General features: G+C 61.2%; 17 protein-coding genes. 3 read left to right on the top strand and 14 right to left on the bottom strand.

What is annotated here, in order from left to right; translation table 11 throughout:
- Window positions 1-2 precede the first annotated feature (2 nt).
- Genes ACPYOP_RS08320 through bcoG form a run of 4 tightly spaced genes read right to left on the bottom strand, consistent with a single transcriptional unit; the run spans window position 3 to window position 5,638 of the window.
- Entirely contained in the window at window positions 3-2,060 is a 2,058-nt protein-coding gene (locus ACPYOP_RS08320) for an acetate--CoA ligase family protein (protein ID WP_481409910.1), read from the bottom strand.
- A 4-nt stretch (window positions 2,061-2,064) separates the two neighbouring features.
- Window positions 2,065-3,225: an acyl-CoA dehydrogenase family protein gene (locus ACPYOP_RS08315; protein WP_481409909.1), complete on the bottom strand. Its 1,161-nt coding sequence runs from the start codon at window positions 3,223-3,225 to the stop codon at window positions 2,065-2,067.
- A gap of 12 nt (window positions 3,226-3,237) precedes the next feature.
- A complete protein-coding gene (locus tag ACPYOP_RS08310) occupies window positions 3,238-4,728 on the bottom strand; it encodes a carnitine 3-dehydrogenase (RefSeq protein WP_481409908.1) in 1,491 nt (496 codons plus the stop codon).
- A gap of 7 nt (window positions 4,729-4,735) precedes the next feature.
- Window positions 4,736-5,638, bottom strand: a complete 903-nt coding sequence (gene bcoG, locus ACPYOP_RS08305; protein ID WP_481409907.1) for a 3-dehydrocarnitine:acetyl-CoA trimethylamine transferase BcoG — start codon at window positions 5,636-5,638, stop codon at window positions 4,736-4,738.
- Window positions 5,639-5,744: 106 nt separating this feature from the next.
- Here bcoG and ACPYOP_RS08300 point away from each other — a divergent pair, with 106 nt between their 5' ends.
- Window positions 5,745-6,737, top strand: coding sequence for a GlxA family transcriptional regulator (locus ACPYOP_RS08300; protein WP_481409906.1), 993 nt, complete (start codon window positions 5,745-5,747; stop codon window positions 6,735-6,737).
- Here ACPYOP_RS08300 and ACPYOP_RS08295 read toward each other — a convergent pair.
- Window positions 6,712-7,587: a LysR substrate-binding domain-containing protein gene (locus tag ACPYOP_RS08295; RefSeq protein ID WP_481409905.1), complete on the bottom strand. Its 876-nt coding sequence runs from the start codon at window positions 7,585-7,587 to the stop codon at window positions 6,712-6,714. The two genes, ACPYOP_RS08300 and ACPYOP_RS08295, sit on opposite strands and share 26 nt — an antisense overlap.
- A gap of 110 nt (window positions 7,588-7,697) precedes the next feature.
- Between ACPYOP_RS08295 and ACPYOP_RS08290 the strand changes: the two genes are divergently transcribed.
- Both ACPYOP_RS08290 and ACPYOP_RS08285 read left to right on the top strand, forming a co-directional pair.
- Entirely contained in the window at window positions 7,698-8,606 is a 909-nt protein-coding gene (locus ACPYOP_RS08290; protein ID WP_481409904.1) for a DMT family transporter, read from the top strand.
- Window positions 8,607-8,702: 96 nt separating this feature from the next.
- Window positions 8,703-9,065: a hypothetical protein gene (locus tag ACPYOP_RS08285; RefSeq protein ID WP_481409903.1), complete on the top strand. Its 363-nt coding sequence runs from the start codon at window positions 8,703-8,705 to the stop codon at window positions 9,063-9,065.
- A 29-nt stretch (window positions 9,066-9,094) separates the two neighbouring features.
- On the opposite strand, the gene ACPYOP_RS08280 is transcribed toward ACPYOP_RS08285, so the two are convergent.
- The 9 genes from ACPYOP_RS08280 to ACPYOP_RS08240 all read right to left on the bottom strand — a co-directional run bounded on the left by ACPYOP_RS08280 (window position 9,095) and on the right by ACPYOP_RS08240 (window position 19,408).
- Window positions 9,095-10,159 carry an ABC transporter ATP-binding protein gene (locus ACPYOP_RS08280; RefSeq protein WP_481409902.1) on the bottom strand — a complete coding sequence of 355 codons (1,065 nt, stop codon included), beginning with the start codon at window positions 10,157-10,159 and terminating at the stop codon, window positions 9,095-9,097.
- 23 nt (window positions 10,160-10,182) lie between these two features.
- The gene (locus ACPYOP_RS08275; protein ID WP_481409901.1) at window positions 10,183-11,697 is read right to left on the bottom strand and encodes a DUF5060 domain-containing protein; all 1,515 of its coding nucleotides are present in this window, start codon (window positions 11,695-11,697) and stop codon (window positions 10,183-10,185) included.
- A 38-nt stretch (window positions 11,698-11,735) separates the two neighbouring features.
- Window positions 11,736-12,623 carry a carbohydrate ABC transporter permease gene (locus tag ACPYOP_RS08270; RefSeq protein WP_481409900.1) on the bottom strand — a complete coding sequence of 296 codons (888 nt, stop codon included), beginning with the start codon at window positions 12,621-12,623 and terminating at the stop codon, window positions 11,736-11,738.
- On the bottom strand, window positions 12,620-13,519 hold the full coding sequence (locus ACPYOP_RS08265) for a carbohydrate ABC transporter permease (protein WP_481409899.1): 900 nt from the start codon (window positions 13,517-13,519) through the stop codon (window positions 12,620-12,622). The genes ACPYOP_RS08270 and ACPYOP_RS08265 overlap by 4 nt, the downstream gene beginning before the upstream one ends.
- Window positions 13,520-13,614: 95 nt before the next feature.
- Window positions 13,615-14,700 (bottom strand): extracellular solute-binding protein, encoded by a 1,086-nt coding sequence (locus ACPYOP_RS08260; RefSeq protein ID WP_481409898.1) that lies wholly within the window; start codon window positions 14,698-14,700, stop codon window positions 13,615-13,617.
- Window positions 14,701-14,780: 80 nt separating this feature from the next.
- A complete protein-coding gene (gene dhaL, locus ACPYOP_RS08255; RefSeq protein ID WP_481409897.1) occupies window positions 14,781-15,425 on the bottom strand; it encodes a dihydroxyacetone kinase subunit DhaL in 645 nt (214 codons plus the stop codon).
- Complete coding sequence (locus ACPYOP_RS08250) at window positions 15,422-16,441, bottom strand: dihydroxyacetone kinase subunit DhaK (RefSeq protein ID WP_481409896.1); 1,020 nt, start codon at window positions 16,439-16,441, stop codon at window positions 15,422-15,424. Before ACPYOP_RS08250 ends, dhaL begins: the two co-directional genes overlap by 4 nt.
- A gap of 58 nt (window positions 16,442-16,499) precedes the next feature.
- A complete protein-coding gene (gene apnL / locus ACPYOP_RS08245) occupies window positions 16,500-18,377 on the bottom strand; it encodes a D-apionate lactonase (RefSeq protein WP_481409895.1) in 1,878 nt (625 codons plus the stop codon).
- On the bottom strand, window positions 18,374-19,408 hold the full coding sequence (locus ACPYOP_RS08240; RefSeq protein WP_481409894.1) for a Gfo/Idh/MocA family protein: 1,035 nt from the start codon (window positions 19,406-19,408) through the stop codon (window positions 18,374-18,376). Before ACPYOP_RS08240 ends, apnL begins: the two co-directional genes overlap by 4 nt.

The raw sequence follows: 19,408 nt of genomic DNA, 5'->3' as shown, positions 1-19,408 counted from the left end.
TGCTACCTCCTTCGCCGGATGAGAGCATCCGCAGCAATGACACCGCGGGATTCTGGTAGGACCATCAATGGATTAATGTCCAGTTCTTCAAGCAGTGCGGCGTTCTTTACGACATATTCTGCCGCTGATAGGACGGCGTCGGCAATGATTTCGAGGCTGCTTCCGGAAGTGCCGCGATAGCCTTCGATCAATTTGCGGACCTTCAGCCGCGAAATCCGCTCCAAGACCTCGGCTTTCGTCACTGGAAGCGGCAAAACGACGGAATCTTCAAGCAATTCCACGAGGATTCCGCCAGCGCCGACCGTCAAGGTCAGACCGACGACCGGATCACGGACTGCGCCGACGATCAGTTCCGCGAGAGGACGATCGACCATCTTTTCGACGAGGAATCCGCGAGCAACGGAGGCCATGCCTTCGGCCGCATCTCTGACGGCGTTCCAATCCCATAGGTTGAGTTTCACCGCGCCGACATCGGATTTGTGTTCGACGCCCAGTGCCTTGAGCGCGACCGGGAATCCGAGCTGTTCCGCACAATCCGCTGCCTCGCTTGCCGTGGCGGCGGTCTTTCCTGGCGGAACTGCAAGTCCGGCTGCCGCAAGCTCGGCCTTAGCTGCCGCCTCGCTCAGGGTCTCCATTTCGCCCGAGTTAGCCGCCGCGCTGAGAAGCGGCAAGGGTTGCGGTCTGTTCCAGGCATTGGCGATACCGCTGGCAATGTCGACTGCCGCCAGCGCCTCGCTGATGCCGCTAAGCGGCACGATGCCGGCTTCGATCAGTTGCTCGGCGATTGCCTCCGGCATGTTTTCCGGAAGCGTCGCCAGAATGCCGGCGCGTGCACCGGTCTGCTTTGCGGCGGCGGCAACAGCTGAAACGGTGATCATCCAGTCCGCGCCGTCGCAGCGGTCTTCGCGCGGAAAGTCGAGGACGATGAGGTTGAGGGCATAGCCGCCGGCGAACATGGCGCTGAAAGCCTCCGTCTGCCGGGCCAGATCGCCCCAGACGAAGGTGTGGTAGTCAAGCGGATTGGAAAGCGTCACCATCTGGCCGAGGCTTGCACGCAGGGCCGGCAGTTGTTCGGCTTTCAGGGCGCGGAATTCGACATTACGGCCGACGGCCGCATCGGCCATCAGCGAAGCCTCGCCGCCCGAACAGCTCATCGAGGAGATCGCGTTGCTTTCGAGCGGACCGGCGACATGCAGGAGTTTCAGCGTTTCGATAAGTTCCGGCAGCGTCGCGACGCGGCCGATGCCGAGGCGATCGAGAACGGCGTCGGCCACCGCATCGCTGCCGGCAAGCGAGGCCGTGTGCGAAACGGTGGCGCGTTGGGCCTGTTCGGATTTGCCGACCTTCAGCGCAATGACAGGCCTCTTCAGCTCTCGGGCGCGTGCCGCAAGCGCCTCCAGCGCCCTTATGTCGCCGAAGCCTTCGATGTGCAGGCCGACCGCCGTGACGCGCGGGTCCTCAAGAACAGCCCTGGCAAGATCTGATAAGCCCGTCTGTGCCTGGTTGCCAGCCGTCATCAGATAGCTGATGGGAAGGCCGCGCCTCTGCATACTGAGATTGATAGCGATGTTGGAGGATTGGGTGAGGATGGCAACGCCGCTCTCGGTTCTGACGATGCCATGTTGATCCGGCCAGAGCAGGGCGCCGTCGAGCCCGTTGATCATGCCGTAACAGTTCGGCCCGACGATCGGCATGGTGCCGGCGGCTTCGACGAGAGCTTGCTGCAAGTCCGCGCCATCAGCTAGCTCCGCGACGGCTTCGCTGAAGCCCGAGGCATAGCAGACGGCGCCGCCTGATCCTTTGGCTGCGAGATCACTGATGATATCGACGGTGAGCGTGCGGTTGACGCCGACAAAAGCGGCGTCCGGCGCACCAGGCAGGTCGGCGACCGACCGAAAGCAGCGGCGGCCGAGCACACTTTCCTGTGTCGGATGCACCGGCCAGATCTCGCCGGTAAACCCCATGCGGTCGCATTGCTCGATGACGCGCCGTGCTTCCCGGCCGCCGAACACGGCGATCGTCCTGGGTCGGATGAGGCGGTCGAGCGAGCGCTGCGTCATGGGCTCATGCTCCGAACGGCCGGAGCAGGTCGCGGCTGATGATGTGCCGCTGGATTTCCGAAGTACCGTCCCAGATGCGCTCGACGCGGGCGTCGCGCCAGAAGCGCGCCAGCGGCAGGTCGTCCATCAGGCCCATGCCGCCGAAGATCTGGATCGCCTCATCGGTGACGCGGGCGAGCATTTCCGAGGCGTAGAGCTTGGCCGAGGCGATCTCGCGATTGGCCGGGATGCCGGCATCGAGTTTCCAGGCGGCCGACAGCGTGAGCAGGTCGGCGGCGTCGATCTCGGTGATCATGTCGGCAAGCTTGAACGACACGCCCTGGTTGGCGCCGATCGGCTTGCCGAATTGCTTGCGCTCGGCGGCATAGGGCAGGGCGAGATCGAAGACACGGCGCGCCCGGCCGACACAGGTGGCGGCCACCGTCAGGCGCGTTCCATAGAGCCATTGATTGGCAAGATCGAAGCCGCGATGCACTTCGCCCAGCACCTGCGATTTCGGCAGGCGGCAATCGGTGAAGTTCAGGATGGAATTGTGATAGCCGCGATGGGAAACCGAGTCATAACCCCTAAGGATCTCGAAGCCCGGCGTGCCGCGATCGACCAGGAAGGCGGTGATCTTCTTCTTGACGCCACGATGCGTGTCTTCTTCGCCGGTTGCGGCAAAGACGATGACGAAATCGGCGACATCGGCGTGCGAAATGAAATGCTTCGTGCCGTTGAGCACGAAATCATTGCCATCCTGCCGCGCTGCGCATTTCATGCCGCGCATGTCGGAGCCGGCATCCGGTTCGGTGATGGCGAGCGCATCGATTTTCTCGCCGCGCACTGCCGGCAGGAGATAGCGATCGCGCTGCTCGCCCTCGCAGGCCATCAGGATGCCTGAGGGACGGCCGAAGAAGACGGTGAGACCCATCGAGCCGCGACCGAGCTCGCGCTCGACCAGAGTGAAGGTTAGGTGATCGAGGCCGGCACCGCCGATTTCCTCGGGAAAATTGCAGGCATAGAAGCCGAGCTCGATGCATTTGCGGCGGATCTCGTCTCCGATTTCAGGCGGCACGAGACCGGTGCGCTCGACCTCGTTCTCATGCGGATAGATCTCCGTCTCCACGAAGTCCCTGACCGTCTTGACGATCATCTCCTGTTCTTCGCTGAGTCCGAAATTCACGATCGCCTCCTCCTAGCGTTTTTGTCCCACATGCCGGCCGGCTCCTTCCGGCACGGTCAAGGCTGCGTGCGCAGCAGAAATAGGCCTCAGCTTCGCCAGCACCTCCTCCGGCGCGGCAACGGCCTTGCCGGCCTTGGCATCCACATGCAGCAGCATCTGTTCCGCGGTGGCGATCACATCGCCGCTGGCGCTATCGTGTAGCGCATGGAAGACATGCAGCCGTTTTTCGTCGGATCCGATGATCTGGCAGGTCGAATGGATGGCCTGGCCGAGCTTGGCTTCGCCGAGATGGCGGATATGGGTCTCGACCGTATAGTAGCTGTGGCCGCGTTCGACATAGGCGAGATCGATGCCGATCAGGCGCAGCAACGCATCCGACGTGTCGCCGAAGACCTGCAGATAGCGGTGTTCGGTCATATGGCCGTTATAATCGACCCAGGCCGGGCTGACCTTGGTGTCGATCAGACGCAGCGGTCTTGTAACGTCCAACGTCTCTTTCTTGTCCCCGCCGGCGGCCCAAAGCTGCTGCTCGAAATCCTTCAGCAGCTTGCCGGCGCCCCAGCCTTTGCCGCCATGGCTTCCCTTCAGGCTCTGAAGGATGCCGACGAGGTTTTCGTCGCGGATGCGCTCGAGTTCGCGGATCGACAGGCCATCAGCCTGGTCGTCGGACTGCTGGCCGATCTTTTCGACAAGCGCATCGTCGAGATCGACGACGTCCATCAGCTTCGTCCAGTTCCATTGCAGGGCCGGACCGAATTGCGCGAGGAAGTGGCGCATGCCCGCTTCGCCGCCGGCAATGCGATAGGTCTGGAACAGGCCCATCTGCGCCCAGCGCAGGCCGAAAGAGTAGCGGATGACATCGTCAAGCGTCTCGACGGTGCAAATATCGTCCTTGATCAGCCACAGCGCCTCGCGCCAGAGCGCCTCCAGCAGGCGGTCGCCGACGAAAGCCTCGATCTCCTTGGTGATGTGCACGCCCTTCATGCCGATGGGCGGCAGCCGTTCCATGGCGGCCTTGATCGTGGCGGCGCTGGTCTTTTCGCCGCCGACGATCTCGACGAGCGGCAGCAGATAGACCGGATTATAGGGGTGGGCGACGAAGAGGCGCTCGGGATGGCGCATGTCGCGCTGCAGGTCTGTCGGCAGCAGCCCCGAAGTCGAAGAGCCGATCAGGGCATCGGGCCTTGCGGTCGCATCGATCTCAGTTAGCACCTTGCGCTTGAGATCCAGCCGCTCGGGCACGCTTTCCTGGATCCAGTCGGCGCCAGCGACGGCTGCTTCCAGCGTGTCCCGGAACGTGAGCTTGCCGCGCGGCGGAAGCGGCGCGCCGGTCAGCATCGCATAGGCTTTTTCGGCATTGGCAAGCACTTCGCCGACAATGCGCTTCGCTTCCGGATGCGGGTCGAAGACATCGACGTCGATGCCTGCGAGCAGGAAACGGGCGATCCATCCGCCGCCGATGACGCCGCCGCCGATGCAGGCCGCCTTGTTGATCCTGGTCATCGTGGCCTCAGCGCTTCGTCAGTTTCAGCTTCTTGCGGACATCTTCGGGACCGACGATGCGCGCGCCCATGCCTTCGACCACCTGCACCGCCTTTTCGACGAGCTGTGCGTTGGTCGCAAGCATGCCCTTGCCGGCGTAGAGATTGTCCTCCAGCCCGACGCGGACATTGCCGCCGGCAAGGATCGCCGCTGCCGGATAGGCCATGGCGTTGCGACCGATGGAAAAGGCCGAGAAGGTCCAGCTTTTGGGAACGTTATTGACCATCGCCATGAAGGTGTTGAGGTCATCGGGCGCCCCCCAGGGGATGCCCATACAGAGCTGGATGAGGACCGGATCCTCGATCAAGCCCTCCTCGGCAAGCTGCTTGGCGAACCAGAGATGACCGGTATCGAAGGCCTCGATCTCCGGGCGGACGCCGAGATCGGTCATCTTCTTTGCCATGGCCCTTAGCATCGAGGGCGTGTTGGTCATGACGTAGTCGCCAAGATTGAAGTTCATCGTGCCGCAGTCGAGCGTGCAGATCTCAGGCAAGCATTCGGCCACATGGCTGACCCGCTCGGTGGCGCCTGCCATATCGGTGCCCTTGGCGTTCAGCGGCAGAGGGCTTTCGACATCGCCGAAAATCAGGTCGCCGCCCATGCCGGCGGTCAGGTTCAGCACGACATCGACATCGGCCGAACGGATGCGGTCGGTGACTTCCCTGTAGAGTTCGTTGCGGCGGCTGGCAGCGCCCGTTTCCGGATCGCGGACATGGCAGTGAACCACTGCCGCCCCAGCCTTGGCGGCGTCGATCGCGGACTCCGCGATCTGCTTGGGAGTGATCGGAACATGGCTGGATTTCGAAACCGTGTCGCCAGCGCCGGTCACGGCACAGGTGATGAAAACGTCGCGATTCATCGCAAGAGGCATTTTTGTTCTCCCTCGTATTGAGGACATTACGAGCCATGAGACGCCTTCATGCTTTGCATTATCGGAACTATTCGATACAGTTTCGGAACGATTGAAGGAATGCGCAATGCTGATATCGGCCAACGAGACGCTCGACATCGACCTCCTGATCCTTCCGGAGACGAACCTGATTTTGATCGCTTCTGTGATCGAACCGTTGCGCGGCGCCAACCGCATTTCGGGAGCGGAGCTTTATCGCTGGCGTCTCTTCACGCCCGATGGTTTGCCGGCTGAGACGACCAGCCTTATTCCTGTGCCTGCATGTTCCAGCTTCCGGCCAAACTCTACTAAGGCGCCGCTTTTTGTGCTCGCCAGCTACAACTGGCGGCGCAGCGCGACGCAGGCGTTGAAAATGCAATTGTCGCAAACCGCGCGTCACCGGTCGATGGTCGCCGGCATCGAATCCGGCACCTGGCTGCTGGCCGAAGCGAGCCTGCTGGACAATGTCTCGGCTGCCGTCCACTGGGAGGACTATGACGATTTTGCGCTGGCCTATCCGCAGGTGCGCGCCGTCAGGGATCGCTACGTGATCGACGGCAAGCGGATCACCACCGCCGGCTCCCTGCCGACGGTCGATCTGATGCTGGAGATCATCCGGCGGCGTCAGGGCTATTCGCTGGCGCTCGAGGTCAGCCGCCTGTTCATCTACGAGCCGGCAAGCACGCAGAGCGCGGCGGAGCTTTCGCCATCGACGGCCGGCCTGCGCATGCGCGATCCGCGGGTGGCTCAAGCCATTCGCCTGATGGAAGACCATATCGAACAGCCGCTGGTGCTGACGCGTCTCGCCCGTCGGGTCGGCGTCAGCGCACGTCATTTGCAGGCGCTCTTCCAGGAGAGTATCGGCGCGCCGCCGCATGTGCATTACCTGGCGCTGAGGCTGAATGCCGCCCGGCGCAAGGTCATCGAGACGAAAGCCTCCTTTGCCGAGATTGCCGATGCCACCGGCTTCAATTCGGCATCGGCCTTTTCCCGCAGCTATCGCGCCAGCTTTTCGGAAAGCCCATCCGGTACGCGCCGCAGGCTGCGCCGGCGCGTTATGACTGCAGCAGAGCCGACATAGGCTGGAAGGCTTCTCGCACCATTTCCGCCAACTCGCGAATCGCTTCGCTCGAATGATAGGGGTTGCGGCGAAGCACGACGCGCGAGGAATCGACCGGCGGAAACCCGTCATCGCTCGTCAGTTCCCGGCAGCCATGCGGAATGTTGCTGCGCGACAGCGTCGTCACGGCAAGGCCGGCGGATACGGCGTTCTTCAAGCCGGAGCTTGTATCCGCGATGAAGGCGATGCGATAGCGCAGTCCGGTTTGCTCCAGCGATCGCAGGGCGAAATCTCGGCACCATGTCGAGTCGCGATAAACGGCGATGGGCAGGGGTGCCGCCTCATGCACACGATGGACCAACGATGTCACCCAGACCGTCGGGTCGATACAGAGAACTTCGCCCTTGCTCTGGTTGTTCCAGTCGAAAACGACGGCCAGGTCCAGCTCATCTTTTTCCAGCGCGGCAAGGTTATGTGCGGTGTAATCGCATGAAACGGTGACTTCGACGGCGGGGTGCCTAATAGCAAAGGCGGCCAGTGCCGCTGGCAGGACGTTTTGACTGTACTCCTCCGGAATTCCGATCCGGACCGGCCCATCGAGCGGCTTGGTGCGGATAGTCGCCGCCGCTTCGTTCAGGAGTTCGATCACGCGCTGCGCATAGGGAAGCAATTGGGTGCCCGCGCGGGTCAGAACGGCCCCTCGTGCGCTTCTTTCGAACAGCGTTTCGCCGATCGTGTCCTCGAGCCGCTTGATCTGGGCGCTGACGGCCGATTGCGTACGGCCGATCCTTTGCGCCGCCGCCGAAAAATTGGATGTCTCGGTAATGACGAGAAACGTCCGCAGCAGGTCGCTTTCGATGGGCTCGCGCATGACAGGTCACAAATATTTCTGATAGCTACTATCTCTACTATTCGTTTGCTCGATGTCAAATATCGGCGCACACAGGGAGCGTTCCTTCTGCTCATTCTTTGAGTCCATACATGACATTCCAGTTTCCGACCCGCTCCGCTTTTGCCAGCGATTATGAGAGGGGCGTCATACTTGTGGCTACGGCAATGCTTGCGTGGAGCTGCAGCGGCATCTACGCGCGCCTTCTGACCACGGACATCTGGACGGCGATTGCCTGGCGATCGCTGTTCGGCGGCCTGTTCCTGCTGATACCCAGCTTTTTCCTCGAAGGTGGGTTTTCAAGACGGCAATGGGCATCGATCTTTCATCCCGCCGGGCTGGCGATGCTGGTCTGCCAGACGATCAGCCAAGCCTGCTTCATCGGTGCGCTCTATATGACCACGGTCGCGAATGTAACGATGATCTATGCGACGGCACCGTTCATCGCCGCGTTTCTCAGCTGGATCATGCTGAAGGAGCGCGTCGCAAAGCGCACTTTGATCGCCGGCGGCATCTGCCTCATGGGTGTCGCCGTCATCGTCGCGTCGTCGATCGGCGGCGGCACGGGTATCGGTGACCTGCTGGCACTCGGCATGACGGTCACCTTCGCGCTGATCATCGTCATCCCGCGCATGGACCCCAGCATTCCGATCCTGCCGTCGAGTGTCGTCAGCGGGCTCCTGACCTTCGTCGTCTTCGTGCCCTTTGCCTCGACAGGCGCGGTGGATGTACAAAATTGGCTTCTGCTCGCCGCTTTCGGCGCGACGAATTTCGCGCTTGCCTTCGTCCTTTTCCTTTTCGGTTCGAGAAAGATGCCTGCGGCCGACGCCGCGCTCATCAGCTCGATGGAGATCGTCTTGACGCCATTCTGGGTCTGGCTGCTCTTTTCCGAGATGCCGCCGGTCGCTACCTTCATTGGCGGGGCGATCATCTTCGCGACGATCGTCTGGCACACGGCCATCGATCTCCGGCATGGTCGCCGCGCTCGTGCGCCGGTCTAGCGGTTCATACTCCTGAAACAAAATGTAACAACTAATAACACCCCGTTACGCCGCGAATCATTATATTCCGCTCGTGTTTGAACGAGAGGTCTCTTGATGCTGGCTAACCAGGCGCCGTCCCCTTCACAAACCGATGTGCTGATCTGTCTCGACAATCAGCAGGTCGCGTCCCGCATCGGTACGGTTCTGTCGCAACAAGGGCTGACGGTGCTGACTATCCCGACGACCGGGCTTCAGGAGTGGTTCGAACCGAACGGGTGCCAGCTTGTGGTCACGCATACGGCGATGATCGGCCAGGTGCGCAGTCGCCTCAACCTGCCCGTCGTCAATATCGAAGCCTTCATATTCGATCGCCCCGAGCATACGACCGAGGGTGCCGCCCGGCAGTTTGATGGCGATGCCTTCGTCAAAAGGGTTTTCCTGGTCATGAACGGCGCTCAAAGGCGCATCGCCAGCTGATTCGTGCCGGCCGGCACCTCGGCCACTCTTTACAGTCGTTGCTGGCCGGCCTTGTCGAAGAAGTGAAGGTTCGAGGTCTTCAGGGAGATCTGCACCTTCTGGCCGGGGGCCAGTTCGGCACGCTCCCGCATGACCCAGGTCAACTCCTTGCCTTCGAGATCGAGCGCGACGTGTGTTTCCGAGCCCGTCGGTTCCACGACCGTCACGGTTGCCGTCACGCCGTTTTCCGCCGCAAAGGAAATATCTTCCGGCCGGATGCCCAGAACGACCTCTCGGCCCTCCGACTGAGCCGGAACACTGGAGAGTTCGATACGTGTGCCGGTCGCCAGCACCAGCACCGGGGAGGCGCCGCCGGTGATCTTGCCTTCGAGGAAATTCATGGCCGGCGAGCCAAGGAAGCCGGCGACGAAGACATTTTTCGGCCTGTCGTAAAGTTCCAGCGGCGAGCCGATCTGCTCGACCTTTCCGCCCTGCAGAACGACGATCTTGTCGGCCATGGTCATGGCTTCGATCTGATCGTGCGTCACGTAGACGATCGTCGTCTTTAAGCGTTGATGCAAAGCCTTGATTTCCGCGCGCATCTTCACGCGCAGCTTAGCGTCGAGGTTGGAGAGCGGTTCATCGAACAGGAAGACTTTTGGATCGCGCACGATGGCGCGGCCCATGGCGACGCGCTGTCGCTGGCCGCCGGAAAGCTGGGCGGGCTTGCGCTCCAGCAGCGGCTGCAGCCCTAGGATCTTGGCAGCGTCGCCGACTTTCTGAACGATCTCGGCACGCTTCGCGCCGGCAAGCTGCAGCGCAAAGCCCATGTTTTGCGCCACCGTCATCTGCGGATAGAGCGCGTAATTCTGGAACACCATGGCGATATCGCGATCTTTCGGCGGCAAATCGTTGACGACCCGGCCGCCGATCGAGATCTCGCCGCCGGTAATATCTTCCAGCCCAGCGATCATACGCAGCAGCGTTGACTTGCCGCAGCCCGACGGACCGACGAGAATAACGAATTCGCCGTCCGAGATTTCGACATCGACGCCATGGATGATGTTTACTGCGCCGTAGGACTTCCTGACATTCTTGATGGTCAAGCCGGACATGACATTCTTCCCCTGAGGATCGATCAGTGCTTCTTGCGGATACGGAGCGCCTGGTATGGCTTGCCCGGCAACTCCACGCCGAAGGCGGCATCCGCCTTGCCGCCACGCACGATCGCGCCGTGGCGCGTTGGATGCGGGATCGGCGCTTCCACCTTTTTCGCCGGCGTGATCGTCATCTCCCAGGTGTCAATGATGTCGACGTCATAATCCGTGCCGTCCTTCGGCAGGCCGGTGGACCAGATGACGGGCTGATGCTCGCCGAGATAGATGTAGCTGACATCACCGTCGCGTGCGCCGGAAACGCGGGTCCAGGGCCACTCGCCGTAGGAGGACATCGGCTCTAGGCCGTTGACGACATCTTGCTCCAGAAGGTCACGCAAGAAGCCGATGCGCTTCCAGGCCTCGCCGCGCAATTCGCCGCCCTTGGCCCACCAGATCAGGTCTTCAGGGTGCGAATAGGTTTCGCCGTGGCCGGCATAGCCGCCGCGCGTCACCGTGATCCAGAAACGATGCACCAGCTCCTCAGCAGTCAGATTGCCCCAGGACTGGATGATGTTGCCTTCATATTCCGGCTCGTCGTTGACAACAGGCTTGCCATAGGCCTCGCGCCATTCCTGTGTGCGCTTCACATCCCAGTTCTGGATGCAGGTATGGGTGACCCACGGCTTGCGATGATCGAAGTTCATCGTCGGGTCGCCGTTATGGATGGACTTCAGATGGCCGTAGGGGTCGTTCTCCTCGAGAATGTGGAAATAGCGGTCCCACTGCTGCAGCGGCTTGGTGTCGAGAAGGAAGTCATACTCGTTGGCAAGAGCCCACCAGACGTTGCGATAGGCGGCCAGGCGTGCCGCGAGATAGGCGACATAGCGGAAATCCTGTTCGGCCGACATGTTGGCATAACCCCAGCGATCATAGGGATGGAACATGATGATATCGGCTTCGATGCCGAGATCGCAAAGGGCCGCGACTTGGCTCTCGAAATGGCGGAAGAGAACGGGGTTCGGCCGATCGAAATCCTCCTTGCCGTCAGCGCCTTTTTCGAAGCAGGCGTAGAGAGGCTCGTTGACGTTATAAGGATAGTCCTTGGGGAAGACTCCCATGCGGATCTTGTTGAAGCGCGACTTCTTCAGTGTTTCAAGCGTCTGGGCCTGCATCTCCAGCGGCTGGTGCGTCCAGGCATAGCAGGTCGTGCCGAAGGAGAGGAACGGCTTGCCGTCGGCATAGGCGAAGTGGAACTTGTTGCGGACATGCACGGGGCCATGGTTGCCCTCGGACGGCTTGGTCGTGACGAACGAACCGGTCTGGCCATCCAGCTCTGATGTCTTCGAGCGCGTGCGGAACGACCAATCGCCTTCGTTGTCGGGCATGAAGCGAACGCGATAGACGCCGTCGCCATCGTAAAAGCCGGGCACGCTGATCTCGCGGCTGTTCTGGCTGAAAACGGCATCGAATGCCACATCGAGATAGGGATTGCCGCTCGAAGGACCGTTGAAGGCCGCTTCGAAGACCCCCCATTTTTCGACGGACGCGTTGGACATGATGTTCTCCTCGAATGGCGTATGGATGATTCGACCGCTCAGCCCTTGACCGCGCCGGAGGTAAGCCCGGAGACGAAGTAGCGCTGGAAGATCAGATAAACGATGGTAGCCGGCAGCACGGTCATGACGATCGCGGCATTCAACTGCCCGTAATCATTGGAAAACTGGCCCTGGAACGACATGAGCCCAAGCGGCAGCGTCCACATATGCTGGTCCTGCAGCAGCACGAGCGCCATCGCGAACTCGTTCCACGTCGAGACGAAATCCAGGATCAGCAGGGCCGCGAGCACCGGTAGGCAGACCGGCAGGAATATCCGCCGGAAGATGGTGAAGTGGCTCGCACCGTCGATCAGGGCTGCTTCCGACAGCTCTTTCGGAATGCCTTTGAAGAAGCCGTGCAGAATGAAGACCTGATAGGGCACGCCGAAAGCGATATAGGGAAGGATCACGCCGGGATAGGTGTCGATCAGTCCGAGCGAATTGACCAGCGTGAAGAGCGGCGCCAGCATCACCTGAAACGGGATCATCGTGCCGAAAACGACGAGGAGCAGCAGCAACTTGCTGAACCGCAGCCGGATCTTGGCGAGTGCATAGGCCGCCATCGCCGAAAGGATGAGCCCGAGCGGCACCTTGACGACGGTGATGATGGTGCTGTTCAGGAAGGCATTGGCGAAATTGCCGCGGCCCCAGGCGCTCGAATAATTCTCGAAGGCCGGATCGAGCGGCGGCATGAAGGCGCCGGTCGACGTCACATCGGCCTGCGTCTTCAAGGAGGTGAAGACGATGAAGATGAAAGGTGCAAGCCAGATCGCCGCGACCAGGAACAGAGCGACCCACAAGCCGATCAGAACTGGATCGCGCTTGTGCTTTGCCGGGGCGATCGTCTCGAAGTCGTCCGACATGGATGTGGCCGATGCCGCCGTCATTGTTCGGCCTCCTCATGCTTCTGCGTCCAGCGCAGGTAGGGAATGACGACGACGATGGTGATGAGCAGCAGAATGACGGAGATCGCAGCGCCGCGGCCGAAATCGAAGATCTGCATGGCCTGTGTGAAGGCCCAGAGCGCCAGCATCTGCGTGGATTGCGCCGGCCCGCCGCCCGTCAGGCCGTAGACGATGTCGAAGGCCTTCAGCGACGAGATGACGGAGAGCACCAGCACGATGGTCAGCGTCGTGCGCAGCGCCGGCAGGGTTACGTAGCGGAAGATGTTCCAGCGCCCGGCGCCGTCGATGCGGGCGGCCTCCACCAGCGTCTGCGAGACATTCTGCAGGCCCGCGAGAAACAGCACCATGGAGAAGCCGACGGACTGCCAGAGATAGGCGACGAAGACCGAATAGAGCGCGACGTCCTTGTCACCGAGCCAATCCTGAATCCAGTCCTGCAGGCCCATGGAGGTCAGGATTTCGGTGAACAAACCGAAAAAGGGGTCGTACATCCACTTCCACATCGTCGCGACCGCGATCGGGGCGATGATGACAGGCAGATAGAAGATGGCGCGGAAAGTATTGCGGGCAAAGAGCTTCTGATTGAGGCTCAGCGCCAGCAGCAGCCCGACCATGGGCGGAAAGATCACGCACATGATCGTCCAGATCACTGTGTTGCGGAAAGCAACCCAGAAGACGGGATCCTGCGTGAAGATATATTGATAGTTTGCCAGGCCGACAAAAGGGCGCTGCGGATCGAGGCCATTCCATTTCTGAAAGCTCAGCACCACCACGTTCAGCATCGGGTAAAGCGCGAAAATCGCGTAGATCAGCATGGCCGGCGCAAGCAAGATCGCTGCCTGGACGTGGGGATCATGGGTTCGATTGCGGAATGACATTCTGATTGCTCCCGGCGGCAGCTGACGCGTGGGCATAAGGTGAGGGAAGCCGTCGGCCGCGATCGGCAATCGGAGCGGCGGCCTCCCTCAAGGGATCAGGTGCGGCCGGAGATGAAGGTCTGCAGCTGCTTGGCGGCGTCGGCCGGCTGGATATTGCCGGCAGCCACGTCATTGATCACCCGGAAGTATTCGGTGGTGACGTCAAGCGGGAAGGCCTGATCGCCATTCATGTAGACCTTGCTGAAGGTCTTGAAGATCTCAAGCCACTTCGCTTCCAGCGGCTTCTGGTCGGTATACTGGACATTTTTGTTGACCGAGATCGAGCTGATCTGGCCGACCAGATCCTGCTGCACCTTCGTCGACAGGAAATAGTCGAGGAATTTCGCGGCGAGATCCGGATTCTTGCTCTTGGTGCTGACGTAGTTGTATTCGGCAAAGCCGTAGAGGCGGTTGGTGTTCGTCGGGAACGGCACGATGCCATAGTCGTCGAGGTTGACCTTGCTGCCGCTCAATTGGCTGACCAGCCAGTCGCCTTCGAGCATCATCGCGGCGCGGCCGGCGACGAACAGCGTATAGGATTGCTGGTTGCTGATGCCCATGAAGGGCTTCAGCGTGTAATCCTTCGTCCACTTGGCAAATTCGGTGAAGGCATCGGTCGCGCAGGGCTCCTTGGTCCAGTCGGTCTTCATGGCCATCAGCGCGTCATGCTTGTCGGCGCCGCACTTGGTTTCGAGCAGCACGTCCATCAGGCGCATGACGTGCCAGTTGACGGAGCCGCCGAAGGTGAAGGCCGGAATCTTTGCGGCCTTGAGCTTGTCGGCTGCGGCCAGCAGCTCCTCATAGGTCTTCGGCTCCTGCGTGATGCCGGCCTTCACATATTCGCCGCCGAGACCAAGCCCGGCCCAGCTGAAATAGATATCCGGGCCTTTGCTGGAGCCTGCTGCGACGCGAAGGGCGGTCTTGTGTTCATCGACACCGCGCTGGACGATTTCGATATGCGTGCCGGGATTGGCGGTCTCGAAGTCTTTCGCCACCTTCTTCAGCGCGCCGTTTGCCGCGCCATTGTCGAAGTTCAGCGTCCACAGTGTCAGATCTTCCGCGGCGGCATTGGTCGCCCAAAGGGCCGCAGTTGCAATCGCCGCAGCACCGAACCAACGCGCATATTTGAAATTGATAGCCATCTCCCGTCCTCCTCTGAACAAGCTGAGGGCGGTTTTGACAAATCGTTATCAACATGTCAACTGGTATGATGAGGTCATCATCATTCTAACATGAAGTGGGCTTTGAAGCAGGATATGATTACTACCGCCGAGGCAGCGCCCGGATCGATATGCCCCAAGGTCCGCTCGCCAAGCCGCGATGACCTGCCTTTTCCGGCAATCATATCCTTCGTTGCTTCCGCTCCCGCTTCGCCAGCCTTAAGGCCGGCGGCCAGACATGCGGCAAGCGGCAAGCCTTGATCTCGCACGGCGCGGCAGGCTGCTGCGGCCGGCACCCAGGCATCGACCATCGTCTTTTCGCCGACCTCTGCCTTGCCGCGATCCTGGATGCCTTTGGCAAAGGCCGAAAATATCTCGACCATGTCGTCGTCGTTCAGCGTGGCCTTCCCCTTGGCGACCGCACCCGCACGCATAAGCGCCGTCGCATAGAGCGGCCCGGAGGAGGCGCCGACGGCATTGAGGAAGGATTTTGCCGCCGTATTGAAGACCAGCGTCGGATCGGCCGCCGTCGAATCCAGCTCCGAAACCGCCTTCGCGGCGGCGGCAAAGCCGAGCTCCATGGCGATACCATGATCGGCATCGCCGATGACGCCGTCCAGTTCGCAGAGGCGATCTTTTTCGCGTGCCATTGCCTCGGCGATCCGAACGAAAAGCGCCTTCAGATCTTCCGTTGTCACCGTCGTCATGACAGGGCCTCGCCGGAGCGGAACATGGCGCAATCGCAGGGATGGTCGATCAGCCGCTGCAGTTCGTCGTCCAGATGCATGAGCGTGATCGAGGCGCCGGCCATTTCCAGCGACGTGCAGTAGTTGCCGACCAGCGACACATGAATAACGAGGCCGGCATCGTCGAGCATCATCTTGAGCTTGCGCATCATGATGTAGAGCTCCATAAGCGGCGTCGAGCCCAGCGAATTGACGAGCACGGCGACCCGATCACCACGAGCAGGCTTCATCTCGTCGAGGATCTTGCCGACGAGCTCGCTCGTCACCTCATCCGCAGATCGCATCGGCCCACGGGCGACGCCCGGCTCGCCATGGATGCCCATACCGATCTCCATCTCGTCGGCGCCGATCTCGAAATTCGGTTTGCGCGTCTGCGGCAGGGAGCAAGGCGATAGCGCGACGCCCATCGTATAGGTGCGTTCATTCGCCCAGCGTGCCACCCGTTCGACATCGTCAAACCCATACATCAGATCGCAGGCGGCCCCTGCGGCCTTGAAGATGAAGACGTTGCCGGCAACGCCGCGACGGCGCTCCTTCTGATCGACCGGTGCGGAGGCGATGTCGTCCGTCGTCAGCACGGTACGCACCTCGATATCGTCCATGGCAAGCATCTCCGCCGCCATGTCGAAATTCATGACGTCGCCGGCATAGTTGCCGTACATGAAGAGCACACCGGCGCCGCCATCGACCGCCTTGGCGCATTCGATGATCGGATCGGGCGGCGGTGAGGCAAAGACATTGCCGATGGCGGCGGCATCAGCCAGCCCCTTGCCGACGAAGCCGAGAAATGTCGGCTCGTGTCCGGATCCGCCGCCGATGACCAGGCCGACCTTGCCGGTTCGCGGCCCATGGTTTGCCACGATCGAGCGCGGCGATCCTTCAACGGCGTGGAGATGACGCGGATGGGCAGCCAATATCCCGGCCAGCATCTCATCCACGGCGGCCGCGCCTTCGTTGATCAGCTTCTTCGTCTTCACGCAGTCCTCCCAAATCATTGCGATTGTTGGGACTAACATGCGCGTCTGCGATTGAAGGTCAATCCATCAACACCGCCGAAACAGCGCTATAGGCATCAAGCGTGAGCCTGTTATTTCCGGTCTGCTCCGCCAGGCGGAATTTCCCCAGCTCGATCTGTTGTAAAGTCGGTGTGATGTTGACCAAATGGAGCTGCCGCGATCCGTCGGCCTTCGCCGTGATGAAGGCAAGGACCGCTGCCGGATCGGACGAAAGGCACTCGCGCCATTGCTGGCCGGCGAGGCGAGACAGGGCCGAGACCACATTGAAGAGCGGCCGCGTGGTTCCTGCGGCCGACGGCTCGTTCTCTCCGGCAAGCAGCCCGAACGACCCTGTCAGTGCCGAAAGCGTTAGGCATTCCAATCCGGCATCGAGGACGCAAGCGGCATAGCCAAACGCAAAGGCCGCGCCGAAACGAGCATTGTGGCGGGGATCGGTATTGGCCATGGCGATGCGGCTGCCACGGGGATTATCCATCGTCCGGCTGCCATAGGGGTTCTGCCGCATCGGTATGGTGGAAGGGCCGATGCGGTAAGGCTTGTCGCCGTAGATGGCGCGCACCGAGCGTGTGATGAACGGCAGTGCTTCCAGCGTCTGCATGACGCTGAGGTCGTCGGCCGCGTGCACGATGGGATTGGTGCAATGACTGATGAAATCGAGGGTATCGGCGGGAACCCGTTTGCGATTGAGTTCGGTGAAATAGCTCAGCATGCCGCCGCCAAGGTGCACATCGGGGAAGACGGCACTCCCGGCGGCATAGACCTCATCGAGCGGCGGGCACTCGGGCCATTCGCTGCCCGGCGGCGTCGATTGCCGGTCGACGGAAGGGGAGATGATGATTGCATCCGGCCTGAAACCGACCGCCCACATCCAGTCTGCTATTTGCTGCGCTTCAATAAGCGGCGCCTGGCGGCAGGGCAATGCGATTTCCAGCGTCGATTTGCCGGCATGAAGCGCGGCGACAGCGGCGAAGCGTTTGAAGGCGTCAGCGCCGTGGCCGGCATTCGGATCGACGTGGAACAGCAGCTCCTGCGGCCCAATCTCAGCCAGCCGGTCGCGCGCAGCCAGCGTCGCATCCGCTTCCCCGGGGGTAACGACGAGGCCGATGGACGGCATGGTGCCGGATTTTGTCCCCGGGCTTAGGGTGATCGCTGCATCCGAAGCATGGGAAAAAGAGGGTGGCGAACGCCGCATGTCCCCTATGGTCAGAACGATGCGCTGCCGCATCGGCTCGCCGGCCGGAATGCGATAAGGCCAGGGCAGGGCGAGCGGGCGCACATAGGTCTTGTAGGAGGCATCTGACCAGTTGCGCTGATCTTCCATCTCGAAGGTGTCGCCTTCCATGCGGCACTCGGCCGTCACGTTCGACGTCACGCTATGCGTAATCGCCCGCATATCCTTGAAGGGCTGCCAGGGTTCGATGAGGTCGGGGAAATGCGTGCTCTTTCGGCTGCCATCGACATGCTCGACCGATACGGGCATACCGGCAACGCCGACGATCGGATGCAGGATGCAAAAGCCGCAGCGGTTGGTCTCAAAGCCGGTCGTCGAGAGCGCTGTCGCTTCGAAGGTCAGGGCTTCATTGGCCTCAGCCGTTATCCGGACGTCGATTGCAAGTTCGGTATTCTCAGGGCCTGTACAGCGCGCAACATAGCTGACGGAAAACCCATCCTGGCGCTGATCGACCCGCAGATCGTCGATATCAGGGGTATAGGTCCCCCAATCACGATCGCGAACCAGATAGGAAACCGCTCGCAAGACTTCGGCGCCGTCATAGCGGATGGCCCGGAGATTGCCGTCCTTGAAGTCGACGTCGAGCCTGCCCGATGTCAGCCGCACCGGCGGCGTTTCGCTCTCGCGCGTGCCGTAGAGCTGGAACGGATCGACCTCGACCGTCATCGCAGCATCGCCCCGATATCGATAGGGCGCCCGCTGGCAGCACTCTGATAGGCGGCCTCGACAAGCGCGAAAGTTTTGAGATTGTCAGCGCCTGACGTGGAGGTCTCGCCGCCATCGGCAAGACGGTCGGTCCAATGCTGCTGGATCGCGAGAACGCTTTCCTGAATATTGTGCCAGGGACGCGAAGCCCAGGACAGAAGCTGCGGCGATGCATCCGAAACGCTCACGCCATTAGGGGCGTTGACCTCGAGGCGATAGCCCTGCGAGAGGCGAATGGTGCCCTTGGTGCCGTCGAGCTCGATCAGCGTCTCCGGGAAGGGCTCGGCTGCAAGCTTGGAGGCATAGCTGACATCGACGATCGATGTCGCGCCATTCTCGTGGTCGAGCAGGATAGTTGCGACATCCTCGCCCTTGATCTTCGGATTGACCCGTTTGGTGCGAGCCGTCAGCGAGGCCACGTCGCCGAGGATGAAGCGGGCAATGTCGAGCGTATGAATGCCGAGATCTTCGATGATGAACCGTTCGCCCTCGGCCAGATAGGGCTGGCCCGAGAAAACGTCGTAGCCGGAGCGGAACGAGAGGCGACCCCAGAAGGGCTCGCCGATCGCGCCCGACTGCAGGGCAGTCTTGACGGCCTGAATGGGTGTCTGCCAGCGGAAGTTTTCATGCACCATCAGCGGTACGCCAGCCTGCGCACAGACTGCGACCATTGCCTTGGCATCGCTCAGCGTCTTTGCGAACGGCTTCTGGCAAATGGCCGGGATCTTGTGGGAGGCAGCCATCTCCACCAGGGTGCGATGACTTGCGACTGTCGTTGCGATGTCGACGAAATCGAAGCCGCCATCGGCAAACATCGCGGCGGCATCCACATAGCGGCGCTCGATGCCGAACTGGTCGCCGACGATCCTCAGCCGCTCCGGGTCGCGGTCGCAGATCGCAACGATGCTGGCGCCTTTGACGTCTCGCCACGCATGCATCTGATTGATCGCGAAGAAGCCGCAACCGATCAAAGCGCCCTTGAGTTCTGCCAT

The sequence above is a fragment of the Rhizobium sp. KNZ2-6A genome (genome assembly GCF_056755475.1).
Note: the sequence above shows the minus strand (reverse complement) of the source record. Positions and strands in the feature narration are given on the sequence as shown.